Genomic DNA, 14,879 nt, shown 5'->3' on the forward strand with positions numbered 1-14,879 from the left:
ATATCTGTTGTACACAGGCTGTATAAACAACATCCGTTTACCATCGGCGAACGGTTGTCCTAGAAAATCGTTTTACCAACTATCCACAGAGAAGGGGCGCCCGGTTGGAGCGCCCCTTACTTATGGTTTGATGAGGTTTTGGATCGTCTGTGGGCTAGCGGCGCTTGCGGGTGGCCGTTGCCTTGCGGACGGACGTCTTCTTGGACGGCGCTTTTTTCTCGGTCGCGGCGGCGGGGGAGACCGGGGGCTCCTTGGCGGGTTCGACCTTAGGCTCGGCCTTTGCCGTAGCCTTCGGAGCGGTTTTCGGTGCCGGCTTGGGCTTTGCCTCGGGCTTGGGCTCCTCTTTGACGGCGGCGGGCTTAGCCTCTGCCTTGGCAGCTGCGGCCTTGGTCGTGGACTTCTTGGCCGTCGTCGTTGCGCGCTTGCGCGTGGTGGTCTTGGCGGTCGGCTTGGCCTCGACAGCTGCCTTGGCCTTAGGCTCGGCGGCTGCCTCCTTAACCTTGACGGCGGGCTTTGTGGCAGCCTTCGGAGCGGCCTTGGTCGCAGTAGCCTTGGCGGCCGTCGACTTCGTTGCCGTGGTCTTCTTGGCAGCTGTTACCTTCTTGGCGGTCGTGGTCGCCTTCTTGGCAGCGGTCTTTGCCGGAGCCTTGGCGGCCGGCTTGGCCTCAGCGATCTCGGCCTTTACCTCAGGAGCGACCTCGGGTTCGGCGGCCTTCTTGGCAGCTGCGGTGGTGCGCTTGCGCGAGGTCGTTGTCTTGACAGCGGTGGTCTTGGTTGCCGTCGCTTTGGCCGCTGTGGCCTTCTTAGCCGTCGTCTTACGAGTCGTGGTCTTCTTAGCTGCAGGCTTCGCAGCTGGCTTGACCTCGGACTCTGCCTCAGGAGCAGCCTCAGCCTTCACCTCAGACTCGGCCGTAACGGGCTCAGCTTCAACCGGCTTCTCTTCGGCCTTGGGCTCCTCAGCGGCCACCGGCTCAGCAACAGCCTCAGGCTCGTCGACAACAGCCAGCGGGCGCTCGATCTCCGGGTGCATAAAGAAGTACAGATCCAGATACTTGTCTGCCGAGCGCGTCCAGCTAAAGTCCTGGCTCATGGCCTGCGTGACCAGCTGGTTCCAAGCGTCGCGGTTATCCCAGAACAGGCGCGCTGCGCGGAAGACCGCGTCGCCCATCTCGTCGCCGTTAAAGTTGCTAAACGAGAAGCCCGTGCCCTCGCCGGTAAACTCGTTATACGGGATCACGGTGTCCTTCAGGCCACCGGTCTCGCGCACGATGGGCAGCGTACCGTAGCGCATGGCGATGATCTGCGACAGGCCGCAGGGCTCAAACTTCGAAGGCATCAGGAACATATCGGCGCCAGCGTACATGCGCTGCGACAGCGCCGGATCGAACTCGATGCGCGCGGCCATGGTGCCGGGGTACTTGTCCTGGAAGTAGCGCAGGCCGTCCTCGTAGTCGCGGTCGCCGGTACCCAGCACGGCCACCTGAACGCCGCCTGCCAGGATGCGGTCGAGCGCGTACATGACCAGGTCCATGCCCTTTTGGCGCGTCAGGCGCGTGACCATCACCATGAGCGGACGGTCGTCGCGAACCTCGAGCCCCAGTTCCTCCTGCAGCTTGGCCTTGCACACGGCCTTGCCGGAACGGTCCTCCACGGTGTAGTTGGCGGCAATGCGCTTGTCGGTCGCCGGATCAAAGCCCGCGACGTCGATGCCATTCAAAATGCCCTGCAGCGCATAGGAGCGCTCGCGCAGCACACCGTCCAGGCCCTCGCCAAACTCGGGCGTCTGGATCTCGTTGGCATAGGTGGGGCTCACCGTGGTAATGGCGTCGGCATAGCGAAGCGCGCCCAGCATGTAGTTGACGCTGCAAGCGTCGCAACGCAGCTGTGAGGCGGCCGCGGGAATATGCGCCACACCCAGGATGTCCTCCATCACGGTGTCGCTAAACTGGCCCTGGAACGCCACGTTGTGGATCGAGAACACGGTCTTGACGCGGTCGTACAGCGGCAGGCCCTGGTAGAACTCGCGTAAGAACACTGGTGCCAGCGCCGTCTGCCAGTCGTTGCAATGCAGGATGTCGCACTCAAAGCCGGCCGGCAGGTGCTGCAGGCTCTCGGTGATGGCCTTGGAGAAGAACGCGAAGCGCTCGCCGTCGTCAAAAAAGCCGTACGGATAGTCGCGCGCAAAGTAGCGCTCGTTGTCCACGAACATATAGGTGACGCCGTCGCGCTCGAGTTTCTCAAGCCCGCAGTACTCGTTTCGCCAGCCTAGGCTCACGTAAAAGTCGGCAAAGTGCTCCATCTGCGCCTTGTACTCGTCCTTGATGGTGGCGTACTTGGGCACCATCACGATAACCTCGGCGCCGGCGCGCACAAGCGCCGCAGGCAGCGAGCCCGCCACGTCACCCAGGCCACCGGTCTTTACAAACGGTGCGCACTCGGCCGAGGCAAACACGATCTGCATCTTTTTGCTGGAATCAGCCATATTGTCTCCCATGTTGCAATTCGAGAATAGCCGCCTGGCGCTAACCGGGCGGCTATTCTACATTTTACGAGCGATGTTGCGGTGCCAACGTTAACGTACGATGGTGGTGTCGGAAGTTAACGGAGCCTTGCCCAGCACCAGGATGTTCTCGGGCGTGCCGCGAAGCTCGGTGTTGGTGGGGACCACGTTGTTCTTGTCCAGAATGGCGTTCTCAACGCGTGCGCCGCTCTTGATGATGCAGCTCTGGTTGATGATCGAGTTGGTCACCGAAGCGCCTTCCTCGACCACGACGCCGCGCGACAGGATCGAGTTACGCACGGTGCCCTTGATGATGCAGCCGGCCGAGATGATCGAGTTGCACGCGTGGCTGCCGGTCGCATAGCGCGAAGGCGGCACGTCGTGAGCCTTGGTCAGGATCGGGCGCTCGGGGTCAAAGAGCTGATCGGCCACGGTCTGGTCGAGCAGGTCCATGCTGCGGCGGTACAGTGACTTCTCGCTAAACACGCCCACGACCTCGCCCTTGTACTCGTAGCTGCACACGTCGATGTTGCCAAAGTCGCCCTGAAGTGCCTCGAGTAGGTCCAGATAGTCGGCAGCCTGGTAGTGGTCGATGATCTCGAGCAGCGTATCGCGGTTGACGATGCAGCAGTCCATAGAGGCGTTGTCGCCGTACACGACGCCAGCGCTCACGCCCGTCAGGCGGCCGTTCTCGTTTATTTCGAGTTTGGTCTCGTCATCGACGTTGCGCGTGGCCTTGCAGTACACCACGGTCATCTGGGCGCCGGAGTTCTCGTGCGCGTCGATGATGGTGTTGAGATCCATGTTAAAGATGATGTTGGTGCCCATCATCACGACATAGGGCTTATCCGAGCGCTGGAACAGCGTCTTGTTGGAGATGATGTCGCGCAGCAGGAAGCGCATGCCACCCTTGGTGGTGCCATACGCGTTGCCGGGCACCATGAACAGGCCGCCCTTCTTGCGGTCCAAGCCCCAGTCCTTGCCCGAGCCCACGTGGTCGATCAGCGAGCGGTAGTTTCCCGGCATGACGACGCCGACGGTCTTAATGCCGGCATTCATCATGTTGGACAGCGGGAAGTCGATCAGGCGGTAGCGGCCCAAAAAAGGAACGGACGCGATGGGGCGGTCCTTGAGCAGCACGCTGCCGTAGGTCGAAGAGTAGTTAGCGGTGATATAACCGATGGCCTTGCGATTGATCATCGGATCATTCCCCCTTCCCGATAACGACGTCATTTCCAACGACGGCCGTATCCTTGGTGGTATCGACAGAGCCGAGCTTCACGCCCTCTTCGACCGTGGAGTTCTCGCCCAAAATTGCGCGGCAGATGTGCGCGCCGCTCTTAACGTGCGCACCCGGCAGCAGCACGGAGTCCTCGACCACGGCGCGTTCTTCGATGATGACATCGGTCGAAAGGATCGAGTGGCGAGCGGTGCCGTAAATCTTGCAGCCGTTGGAGACCAGGCAGTCGTCCAGGCGGCCGTCCGGGCCAATGTAGTGCGGCGGACGCGTGGTGATGTTGGACATGATGGGGAAGTGCTTGTCGAACAGATCGAACTCGGGGTTGTTGCCCAGCAGGTCCATCGAGGTCTCGTGGAAGCTGGCGATGGTGCCGACGTCCTTCCAAAAGCCGTGGAACTCGTAGCTGTACAGGCGCTTGCCCTCGCCGAGCAGCTTGGGGATGATGTCCTTGCCAAAGTCGTGGCTCGAGCGCTGGTCCAGAGCATCCTCCTCGAGCGCCTCGATCAGCACGTCTGCCGAGAAGATGTAGATGCCCATGGACGCGAGGTTCGAATCGGGCTTATCGGGCTTCTCGGTGAACTTGGTGATGCGGCCGTCCTCGGGATCGGTGGTCAGGATGCCAAAGCGGCTGGCCTCCTCCCACGGCACGGGCATAACGCTCACCGTGAGGTCGGCGTTGTTCTCAATGTGCGTCTTGAGCATCTTGCGGTAGTCCATGCGATACAGGTGATCGCCCGAAAGAATCAGGACGTACTTGGGGTCGTTAGCCTTGATGTAGTCGAGGTTCTGCGTAATGGCGTCGGCCGTGCCCGCATACCAGGCGCCACCGGTCTGCGTCTCGTACGGCGGCAGGATCGACACGCCGCCATCGCGGCTGTCCAGATCCCAAGCCTCGCCGGATCCCACGTAGGCATGCAGCAGGTAGGGGCGGTACTGCGTCAGAACGCCCACCGTGTCGATGCCCGAGTTGGAGCAGTTAGAGAGCGAAAAGTCTATAATGCGGAACTTGCCACCAAAGCTAACCGCCGGCTTAGCGATCTTTTGGGTGAGTGCCCCCAATCGGCTGCCCTGTCCTCCTGCGAGGAGCATCGCGATGCATTCTTTCTTACTCATCGATTTCTCCTTCTGTCATCGATGTTCCTAAACCCATTAGCGACGGGCGCGGCGCTCGGTCGCGCCCGTCGAGTAATGCCGTGCTGGCATAAGGGAGCTCGCGCGCCTTTACGCGTGCCAGATCTCGTCGCGGTACTCGCGAATGGTGCGGTCGCTCGAGAACCAGCCGGAGGAGGCAGTGTTGAGCAGGGCCTTGCGGTTCCAGGTCTCCTGGTCGCCATAGCTGCCGGTGAGCTTCTCCCACGCATCCACGTAGCTGCGGAAGTCTGCCATGACCAGGTCGGGGTCGTTGTTGTTCATGAGCTCGTTGTAGATGCTCTCGAAGTTGCCCGAAAGACCCGCAAAGGTGTTGTCCTTGAGCTCGTCCATCACGCGGCCCAGGCGGTCGCGATCGTTGTTGAGCGTATCCCAGGCAAAGTAGCTGTTCGACGCCCAAAGCTGCTCGACCTCGGGAGCGGTCAGGCCAAAGATGACCTCGTTCTCGCGGCCGGCCAGGTCGGCGATCTCGATGTTGGCGCCGTCGAGGGTGCCCAGCGTAATGGCGCCGTTCATCATGAGCTTCATGTTGGACGTGCCCGAGGCCTCCTTGCCGGCCGTGGAGATCTGTTCCGAGATCTCGGCGGCAGGGTAGATGAGCTGGGCGTTGCTCACGCGGAAGTTGGGGATAAAGCAGACCTTCATGACCTCGTTGACGCGCGGGTCGTTGTTGATGACGTCGGCCACCGAGTTGATCAGGCGGATGGTCTCCTTGGCAAAGGTGTAGCTCGAGGCTGCCTTGCCGCTAAAGATGAAGGTCGTCGGCGTCACGTGGAAGTTGGGATCGGCGATGCGACGGTTGTAGATGTCCATCACCTTCATGATGTTCATGAGCTGGCGCTTGTAGGCATGGAAACGCTTAACCTGAACATCGAAGACGGTGTTGGGGTCAATGACCAGACCGGTCTCGGCCTTGACGTAAGCGGCCAGGCGCTCCTTGTTGGCGCGCTTGGAGGCACCCACGGCCTTCAGGAACTCGGTGTCGTCCTTAAACTCCTTGAGCTTCTCCAGCTCAAAGGCGTCCTTCAGCCAGCCATCGCCAATGGCCTCGGTCACGAGCTTGGCGTAGGTAGGGTTGGCCTCGGCAAAGAAGCGACGGTGCGAGATGCCGTTGGTCTTGTTGTTGAATTTCTCGGGCGTCAGGGCATAGAAGTCCTTGAGCACGATGTTCTTGATGATGTCAGAGTGGATCTTGGCCACGCCGTTGACGCTGTGGCTGCAGATCACAGACAGGTTGGCCATGCGAATCTCGCCGTCCCACAGGATGGCGGTCTGGCGCAGACGCTCCTGCCAGCCCTCCTGCGTGGTGTCGAACGACTCATGCCAACGACGGCTGATCTCGTCGATGATCTGGTACACGCGGGGGAGGAGCTTGGAGAACGTGCCGATGGGCCACTTCTCCAGAGCCTCGGGCAGGATGGTGTGGTTGGTGTAGCTCACGACCTGCGTCACGATGTTCCAAGCGTCATCCCACTCGAGCTTCTTCTCGTCGATGAGGATGCGCATGAGCTCGGGGCCGCACATGGCGGGGTGCGTGTCGTTGGTGTGGATGGCCACAAACTGCGGCAGCAGCTCCCAGTTCTCACCGTGCTCCTTCTCAAAGGTGTCGAGCAGGCTGTAGATGCCGGCCGAAACGAACAGGTACTCCTGCTTCAGGCGCAGCAGACGACCGTGCTCGCCGGCGTCGTTGGGGTAGAGGATGGCGCTGATGGCCTCGGCCTCGGCGCGCTCGGCGTCGGCCAGGGCGTAGTCGCCGCGGTTGAAGGCCTCAAGGTCAAAGTGCTCCTCGACCGGCTCGGCGGCCCAGACGCGCAGCTTGTTGACGGTCTCGCCGGCATAGCCCACTACGGGGATGTCGTAAGGAACGGCCAGGATATCCTGCGTGTCCACCGTGCGGTAGAATGTGCGGCCGTTCTCCTTAAAGCCCTCAACATGGCCACCAAGCTTAATGGTCACGGCCTTGTCCTGACGACGAACCTCCCAGGGATAGCCGTGGGTGAGCCACTCATCGGTGGCCTCGACCTGACTGCCGTTGACGATCTCCTGCTTAAACAGGCCGTAGCGGTAGCGCATGCCGTTGCCGTAGCCGGCAATGCCCTCGGCTGCCATGGAATCCAGGAAGCATGCGGCCAGACGGCCCAGGCCACCGTTGCCCAGCGCCGGATCGGGCTCCTGGTTCTCGATGACGGACAGATCAAAGCCCATGTCGTCGAGCGCCTCGGCGACCATGTCGCGCACACCAAAGTTGAGCAGGTAGTTGTCGAGCAGGCGGCCGATCAAAAACTCAATCGAGAAGTAGTACACGCGCTTCTTGCCCTCGGCGGTGACGCGGGCGTCGCTTTTGGTGGCAACGGTGCGTGCCTTCTCGGCCACGAGCTTGGCCAGGGCGTTAAAGCGGTCCAGGTCGCTGGCGGCCTCGACGCTCTTGCCGCTGATGCTCATGACGGCATCGCGATAGAGCTCGGTAAACTCCTGCTTGTTGTCGAAGATCTTATTCATACGTTCCTTCCCCCGGGGATGTTTCTCCCGGAACGGTTATGGCTTGTATCCTACGCCCCTGCGGGGCGGGTAATTGCAGTGGTAACGCTTTTGTTACGCTTTCCTGGCAGGAGCCTTAACAGCGCCTGTCTTGGCCTTGGGAGCAGCCTTTTTAGCGGTTGCCTTCTTGGCCGTGGTGGACTTAGCCGAAGCCTTGGCAGCGGGCTTGGCAGCCTTCGCCTTGGCCTTAGCCGGAGCCTTCTTAGCAGCTGCAGGCTTGGGCTTCACCGAGGACGTGCGCTTTTTGGGCGCAGCTTTGGGCTCCTCAACCACCGGCGGCTTGTAGCTGCTGGGACCGCGGCGCTTAAGCACTACGCCTGCCAGGCCGGGCACCTTCATCTCGATGGAGTCCATCTGCCCGTTCCAGGGATAGGGCTCGCTCGAGCAGGTGTAGGGCTCTTCACCGGCGTATCCGCTGCCACCAAACTCGGGACGGTCAGAATCGAAGATGACTTCCCAGTCGCCCTCGCGCGGCACGCCCACGCGGAAGCTCTCGTAGCTCGCTGGGTCAAAGTTGATCAGGATCACCAGGTCGTCATCGACGTCCTCGCCCTGACGCACAAAGCTCACGATGGACTGCCTGGAGTTGTCCGCGTCAATCCAGGTAAAGCCGTCGTCGGTGTAGCCGCGCTCGTACAGGGCGGGCTCGGCGGTGTACAGGTGGTTGAGCGCCTTGATAAACGCCTGATGATGGCGGTGTGTCTCGTACTCCTCGGTCAGGAACCACTGGATGGACTCGTAGTAGCGCCACTCAATAAACTGTCCGATCTCGTTGCCCATAAAGTTGAGCTTGGCACCGGGGTGCGTCATTTGGTAGAAGGCCAGCGTGCGCAGGCCGGCAAACTGGCGCCACCAGTCGCCCGGCATCCGGCCAATGAGCGAGCACTTGCCGTGCACGACCTCGTCGTGGCTCAGCGGGCAAATAAAGTTCTCGGTAAAGGCGTACATGATGGAGAACGTGAGCAGGCCGTGGTTGCCGGGGCGCCACGGAAAATCGGTCTGCATGTAGTGCAGGGTGTCGTTCATCCAGCCCATGTCCCACTTGTAGTGGAAGCCCAGGCCGCCGTCCTGCGGCGGATAGGTCACGAGCGGCCACGCGGTGGACTCCTCGGCCATCATCATCACGTCGGGGTAGTGCGCCTCTACAGCGCAGTTGACCTGACGGATAAACGCGCTGGCGTCCAGGTCCTCCTCGGTACCGTACTTGTTGAACTTCTTTTGGCCGGGATCGTCAATGCCAAAGTTGAGGTACAGCATGCTGGACACGCCGTCCATGCGAATGCCGTCCACGTGGAAGTTTTCGAGCCAGTACAGCACGTTAGAAACCAGGAAGGAGCGGACCTCGCCACGGGCGAAGTCAAACTTGTGCGTTCCCCAGTTGGGGTGAATCTCGTGCTCAAACAGCATGTGGCCATTAAAGGTGGCAAGGCCGTGGGCGTCGGCGCAAAAACCGCCGGGCACCCAGTCCATAATCACGCCGATACCTGCCTCGTGGCATGCATCGATAAAGTGCATGAGCTGCTGCGGGTTGCCGTAACGCGACGTGGCGGCGTAGTAGCCTGTCGTCTGGTAGCCCCAGGAGCCATCGAAGGGATGCTCCATAAGCGGCATGACCTCGATATGCGTGTAGCCCATGTCGCGCACGTAGTCCACGAGCTCCACCGACAGGTCGTCGTAGGTATAGAACTCGCCGCGCTGCGCGGGGAAGGGATCCATGGGGCCGGGGTAGTTGCCGTACTCGTCGGGCTCGCCCTGCGGCGCGTCGCCGTGGCGCTTCCACGAGCCAATATGCACCTCGTAGATGTTAAGGGGCTGCGACATGTGGTTATGGCTGGCGCGGCGCTTGAGCCATGCGGCGTCGTTCCACTTGTAGCCATCGAGAGTCCACAGCACGCTCGCGGTACCCGGAGGGCACTCGGCCTTAAAGGCGTACGGATCTGCCTTGTAGAGCTTTTCGCCCTCGTTGGTCTCGATGAGATATTTATAGAGCTGGCCCTGCTCGGCGCCAGGAATAAAGCCTTCCCAAATAGCGCTCGTATGCACGGGTACCAGCGGGTTGGCATCCTCATTCCAGTCGTTAAATTCGCCAATGACATGGACACTCTTTACGTCGGGCGCCCAAACGCAAAAGCGCCAGCCGCGCGTACGGTTCTGCGTGTCGGGATGCGCGCCCATCTTTTCCCAGCTGCGCTCCCACATACCAATGCCAAACAGGTAGACATCGTCCTTGGAGAGCTCCGGTGCGTGCGGAGCCGGTTTGCGGGTTGCGGGCTTTTTAGCCGTTGGCTTTAGCTTTGTATCGCTCACGTTTGATCCCATCATGACGCGGCAGCGTGTTGCCTTGGTGACTAGATGCGAAAGGTCCAAGGCTGCACGAATCGAAGGGACGGCGATAGTTCTATGATTCGTTCCACCTCGCGTGCTCGGTGGAACTTTCGGCACAAAATAAGATAGCACCTGTACGTTACTTTTATGAACGAAAGAGGATTTGCGGTGGCGTTTAATCGGTAAGCGCCATGTTTATACCACTTGCAGAATTGCCGTGGTAAAACTCTTGACAGTTTTACCAATTAGGGTTTCAAGATAGTTGGGTTGACGTTTGGTAAAACGTTTTTAGCAGGTTGTTTACCATTTGACATCGAAAGGTACGTTTATGTTCCAGACCGCCGCTCCCAATGCCGCTTTTATTTTCGATTGCGACGGAACACTGGTTAATAGCACCCCGGTTTGGGCCTATGCGCAGCCCGAGTTATTGCACCGCCACGGTGTTGACGTGACGGTCGACGATTTTGCCCAGTTTGAGCATTTGTCGCTCGAGGACGAGTGCCAGGCCTACCACGACACCTGGGGTATTGGAGCGAATGGCGAGGAGCTGTATCGCGAGCTGAGCGACATTCTGATCGATGGCTACTCTAAGGTGCCGCCACGCGAGGGTCTGCTGACGTTTTTGGAGCAGGCGAAGGCGGCCGGTATTGCCATGTGCGTTGCCACGTCCACGCCGGCCGAGCTGGTGCAGTCCGCGCTCGCTGGTGCCGGGCTCGACGCTTACATGGAGTTTGTTACCACGACGGGCGAGGCGGGACGCTCCAAGCAGTTCCCCGATGTGTACGAGCTGGCGCTGCGCCGTCTGGAGGGGCGCCATGGACACCAGTTTGACCGCGCATGGGTGTTTGAGGACGCGGTTTTTGGCCTAAAGAGCTCTGGTGTCGCCGGCTTTAAGCGCGTGGGCATCTATGACCCGCACGGCCGTATGAAGCGCGACGACGTACGCGCCAACTGCGATATCTTTATCGATGGCTATGAGGACCTGGATCTGGTCCGCGTGCTTTCGTTTGAGGGATAGGCGAGGGCTGTGGCTTGCAAGGTATTAGTGGTCTGCGGCTCGCCCGTGGTGGCGAGCGCGGATCTGTTGCGTAGGCTAGCAGGGGAGTGCGACCACGTTGTCGCCGTGGACCGCGGGCTCGATGCGTTGCTGGGCGCCGGCCTGAGCTGCGACGTATATGTGGGGGATGCCGACACGGTGAGCGATGCAGGTCGCGCGCTGGTCGATGCCGCCACCGATTTTGAAGTTGAGCGCCACGATCCGTACAAGGACTATACCGATCTGGCGCTGGCGCTCGATTCCGTCCGACGCCGCTGGCCGGTTGCCGAAGTAGTTGCGACTTGCGCCACCGGCGGCCGCCCCGATATGGCCCTAAGCGTCCTAGGCCTATTATCCAACTACAAAGATGCTCCCGTCTGGATTGCCGAGGACAAGGTAGTCTCCCACATCCTTCGCGCAGGCGAATCGTGGGCCATCGAAGGCGCCGAGGGCAAGACGTTCTCCATCATCGCCATTGCCCCCAACACCGAGGTAAGCGAACACGGCCTAGAATGGGAGCTAGATCACGCCCCCCTGGGCTTGTTAGCCGACACGGGCATTAGCAACGTCGTCAGGTCAACAGCCACGATTCAAGTCCACACCGGCATCGCCATCGCTTTTCTATATCAATAGGCATTTAGAGTCTGGCTCAAAAAAGTCCTTGCACGCCGTGCCAACTTCCCCTATAGTATCTCCACGTCACGGGGGCGTAGCTCAGCTGGGAGAGCGCTTGACTGGCAGTCAAGAGGTCAGGGGTTCGATCCCCCTCGTCTCCACCATCGTGAATGCAAAGGTCTTCGGTATTTCGAAGGCCTTTTTTCATATGAAACACCACACGCCACAAACCCCACCTACGCCAACAAAAAGTTGCACAATTTATTTCCCATGTCTGTACATAGTTTGTTATCCAAACGCAATTACCAGTGCAGCTCGCTGCTCCAGTTTGGCTTCAGGAACGCACCTAATTATTGCCAGCACCCCAATAACCTGCGCCAACGTGAACAACATCCCAAAACAACCCCCTTAATCACGTCAAATGAACGATATGTTGTCCAACGCAGCCCAAATCAGTTTCACTAACAGCTTGTGCTAGGATACCTAACGTTACATGAGTTCAACTGTGCTCACGGCTCCAGCAAGTCATAAAGCGCAGGGTTGATCAGCATCCGGCCGTAACGGCGGTGCCAGAAACACCACGAGCTCCAATATCGATTGTCATGTGCGATTTTGCACTTGCTTTTGTGGCTATTTATAAGCTCGCCATAGGCTGTGCAATATATTCTCATGACAAACCGCAGCAGTATTCAGCTGTTTGCGTGCGGACCACTTTTGAACTCTCTTGACTGGTTCGCACGCAGTCAGCTGAGGTTGCTGGCATTCTTGCGATACGTGCCTGTGACCTCAGCGCTGCTTGTATACATACCGTTCACGGTGGGGCAGAGCCACGTGCTTGTCTGACTGGGCTCAGGGTTTGAATATGGGGCGCCTTTGCGCACAAGCGCTCTGGCGTAGCCATACCCAAACCCCGTGAGCCACACGTAAGACAGCAAGGGGGTGGTACTCGTGTGGTATGTGATCCAGGTCATTAACGGTCGCGAAGACGTAATGCGCGAGCGCATCGAGCATATGGTGCCGGCAAGCGCCATGCAGGAGCTCTTTTATCCCCAATTTCAAACCGAGATCAAGGTACACGGCGAATGGGTCAATACGACCAAGCCGCTGTTCCCCGGTTATCTTATCTGCGACACGGCAGATCCCCGTACCGTGCAACAGTATCTGCTTCGCGTGGACGACTTTGCCCGGGTGCTATCCCAGGACGGTCAGTTTGTGCCGCTGGCAAAAGAAGAGGTCCAGCTTATTGGCAGCTTTACGCATAGGGGAGACCGCGTTGTACCCATGAGCGAGGCCCTAAAAAACGGTGATCAGGTCGTAGTGACGGCAGGTCCACTGCTGGGCCACGAAGGCCTTATCAAAACCATTAACAGACGCAAAAACACTGCTTATTTGGAGCTCGACCTGTGCGGTCGACGCGTGACTACGCGCGTTGGTCTTGCCGTGCTTTCGGCCGAGCAGCGTGTAACGCGAAACCTTAAAAAGGCGATCGCTTAGCTGCAGACGGTCGCTATTCAGAACAGGGAGGATCCCCGACCCGGGGACGAAGTGTTGGAAGAGAACGTGTCGGATAAAACTCAATATACAACGGATGCGCCCGCAGGGGCGGCACTGATTGCTCAGGCCATGGACCGGCGCGAGGGCGTCGGCCGTTACAAGGCCATGCAATCCATCGTGGACTGGGATCGTTCGCGCCTGGCCTACCGCGCCGTTAAGCGCGCCTTTGACATCGTGTTCAGCGGCTGCGTGCTGGCCGTCATAGCCGTACCCAGCCTTGTGCTTGCCGCGGCCATCCGCCTAGAGAGTGAGGGCAACCCCTTCTACAGCCAGATCCGCGTTGGTCAGACCTGCCCCGACGGCAGCCTGTCAACCTTCCGCATGTGGAAGTTCCGCTCCATGTACAGGGACGCCGACGAGCGCCTCGCCGAGCTCAAGGAGCAAAACGAGATCGCCGGCGCCATGTTCAAAATGAAGGAGGACCCCCGCGTCACCAAGATCGGGAAGTTCATCCGCAAGCACTCCATCGACGAGTTCCCGCAGTTCCTGAATGTGTTTCTGGGTCAGATGTCCGTGGTTGGCCCCAGACCGCCGCTGCCGAATGAGGTCGCGGAGTACACCGAGTACGACCTGCAACGTTTGGCCGTGAAGCCCGGCATCACCGGCTGGTGGCAGGTTACCGATCGTAACTCAACTGGTTTCGACGGCATGGTCCGCCGTGATCTCGAGTACATAGCCAGGCGCGGAATTGTCACTGACCTCAAGATCGTCTTCCTCACGGTTCTGGAGGTCTTCAACGGGAGCGATGCGTACTAATGCAGCATGTTTTCATCATCGGATCCAAGGGGATTCCGGCAAACTACGGCGGCTACGAGACGTTCGTGGAGAAGCTGACCGAGAATCAGGTTTCGCCTGACATCAAATATCACGTGGCGTGCGCCGTGGATTCCGCCGAGCAAGTCGGCGAGTTCGAGCACAACGGGGCGCACTGCTTCAACGTGCTGCGCAGGCCTGTCGGTGCCGCGAGGGCGATCTTCTACGACATCGACGCCCTCAAGTGGTGCATCGCCTACATTGAGGAGAACCGAGTCCAGCACCCCATCGTCTACGTGCTGGCCTGTCGCATCGGGCCGTTCTTCGGCAGGTACGTGAACAGGATCCACGCCCTTGGCGGCAAGGTCCTCGTGAACCCCGACGGGCACGAATGGAAGCGCGCCAAGTGGAGCGCGCCCGTCCGCAAGTACTGGAAGGTCTCGGAACGCGGGATGGTCAAGCACGCCGACCTGATGGTGTGCGACTCCAAGAACATCGAGAAGTACATTCGAGGGGAGTATGCCGACCTGGACCCCGAGACGACTTTCATCGCCTACGGGGCCGACATCAGGCACTCCGCGCTCGCTGACGACGACCCCAAGTTCACCGGATGGCTCTCCGAGAAGGGCCTCGAGCCCTACGGCTACTACCTGGTTGTGGGACGCTTCGTGCCTGAGAACAACTACGAGACCATGATTCGGGAGTTCATGGCTTCCGACTCCAAGCGGGATTTCGCGCTCGTGACGGGAGTGGACGACTCCTTCCTCGCAGAGCTCGAGCGGAAGACGCACTTCAAGTCCGACCCACGCATCAAGTTCGTGGGAACCGTCTACGACCAGGAGCTCCTAAAGAAGATTCGTGAGCAGGCTTACGGCTACTTCCACGGCCATGAGGTCGGGGGCACCAACCCGAGCCTCCTGGAGGCGCTGGCATCCACGCGCCTTAACCTCCTTCTCGACGTCGGCTTCAACCGCGAGGTCGCCGAGGACTCGGCTCTGTATTGGAGTAAGGGATCCGGAGACCTGGCTGAACTTATTAACCGTGCGGACATGATGGACTCAAACTCGATCGAGGAGCTCGATACGGCCTCGACTTCCGTTATCCGCGACCGGTATTCGTGGCGGTCCATCACCGACAGCTATGAAGAACTTTTCCTCGGAAGGTAATAG

10 protein-coding genes and 1 tRNA gene are annotated in these 14,879 nt (G+C 59.7%); 6 read left to right on the forward strand and 5 right to left on the reverse strand.

Annotation, left to right across the window (positions count from 1 at the left end; all coding sequences use genetic code 11):
* Nucleotides 1–154: 154 nt before the first annotated feature.
* The 5 genes from glgA to glgB form a co-directional block, all read right to left on the reverse strand.
* Nucleotides 155–2,482 (reverse strand): glycogen synthase GlgA, encoded by a 2,328-nt coding sequence (glgA, locus tag DXC18_RS01205; RefSeq protein WP_199409677.1) that lies wholly within the window; start codon nt 2,480–2,482, stop codon nt 155–157.
* Nucleotides 2,483–2,572: 90 nt separating this feature from the next.
* The gene (glgD, locus tag DXC18_RS01210) at nt 2,573–3,700 is read right to left on the reverse strand and encodes a glucose-1-phosphate adenylyltransferase subunit GlgD (protein ID WP_117583495.1); all 1,128 of its coding nucleotides are present in this window, start codon (nt 3,698–3,700) and stop codon (nt 2,573–2,575) included.
* A gap of 4 nt (nt 3,701–3,704) precedes the next feature.
* Nucleotides 3,705–4,853 (reverse strand): glucose-1-phosphate adenylyltransferase, encoded by a 1,149-nt coding sequence (locus tag DXC18_RS01215; protein ID WP_006233920.1) that lies wholly within the window; start codon nt 4,851–4,853, stop codon nt 3,705–3,707.
* Between the two features lie 108 nt (nt 4,854–4,961).
* Nucleotides 4,962–7,388 carry a glycogen/starch/alpha-glucan phosphorylase gene (locus DXC18_RS01220; RefSeq protein ID WP_117716097.1) on the reverse strand — a complete coding sequence of 809 codons (2,427 nt, stop codon included), beginning with the start codon at nt 7,386–7,388 and terminating at the stop codon, nt 4,962–4,964.
* 93 nt (nt 7,389–7,481) lie between these two features.
* The gene (glgB, locus tag DXC18_RS01225) at nt 7,482–9,749 is read right to left on the reverse strand and encodes a 1,4-alpha-glucan branching protein GlgB (RefSeq protein WP_117583497.1); all 2,268 of its coding nucleotides are present in this window, start codon (nt 9,747–9,749) and stop codon (nt 7,482–7,484) included.
* Between the two features lie 331 nt (nt 9,750–10,080).
* Between glgB and DXC18_RS01230 the strand changes: the two genes are divergently transcribed.
* The 6 genes from DXC18_RS01230 (at nt 10,081) to cps2T (ending at nt 14,876) form a co-directional block, all read left to right on the forward strand.
* Nucleotides 10,081–10,770 carry an HAD family phosphatase gene (locus DXC18_RS01230; RefSeq protein ID WP_117583498.1) on the forward strand — a complete coding sequence of 230 codons (690 nt, stop codon included), beginning with the start codon at nt 10,081–10,083 and terminating at the stop codon, nt 10,768–10,770.
* Nucleotides 10,771–10,779: 9 nt separating this feature from the next.
* Nucleotides 10,780–11,421, forward strand: coding sequence for a thiamine diphosphokinase (locus tag DXC18_RS01235; RefSeq protein ID WP_117583499.1), 642 nt, complete (start codon nt 10,780–10,782; stop codon nt 11,419–11,421).
* A gap of 70 nt (nt 11,422–11,491) precedes the next feature.
* A tRNA-Ala gene (locus DXC18_RS01240) sits at nt 11,492–11,567 on the forward strand.
* A 784-nt stretch (nt 11,568–12,351) separates the two neighbouring features.
* Nucleotides 12,352–12,897 (forward strand): antiterminator LoaP, encoded by a 546-nt coding sequence (gene loaP, locus DXC18_RS01245; protein WP_233503804.1) that lies wholly within the window; start codon nt 12,352–12,354, stop codon nt 12,895–12,897.
* Nucleotides 12,898–12,963: 66 nt separating this feature from the next.
* Nucleotides 12,964–13,713 carry a sugar transferase gene (locus DXC18_RS01250; RefSeq protein ID WP_233503805.1) on the forward strand — a complete coding sequence of 250 codons (750 nt, stop codon included), beginning with the start codon at nt 12,964–12,966 and terminating at the stop codon, nt 13,711–13,713.
* Nucleotides 13,713–14,876 (forward strand): beta 1-4 rhamnosyltransferase Cps2T, encoded by a 1,164-nt coding sequence (gene cps2T / locus DXC18_RS01255; RefSeq protein ID WP_117583502.1) that lies wholly within the window; start codon nt 13,713–13,715, stop codon nt 14,874–14,876. Before DXC18_RS01250 ends, cps2T begins: the two co-directional genes overlap by 1 nt.
* Nucleotides 14,877–14,879 lie beyond the last annotated feature (3 nt).

This window comes from Collinsella sp. OM08-14AT, from assembly GCF_003438115.1.
Classification (GTDB): Bacteria; Actinomycetota; Coriobacteriia; order Coriobacteriales; family Coriobacteriaceae; genus Collinsella.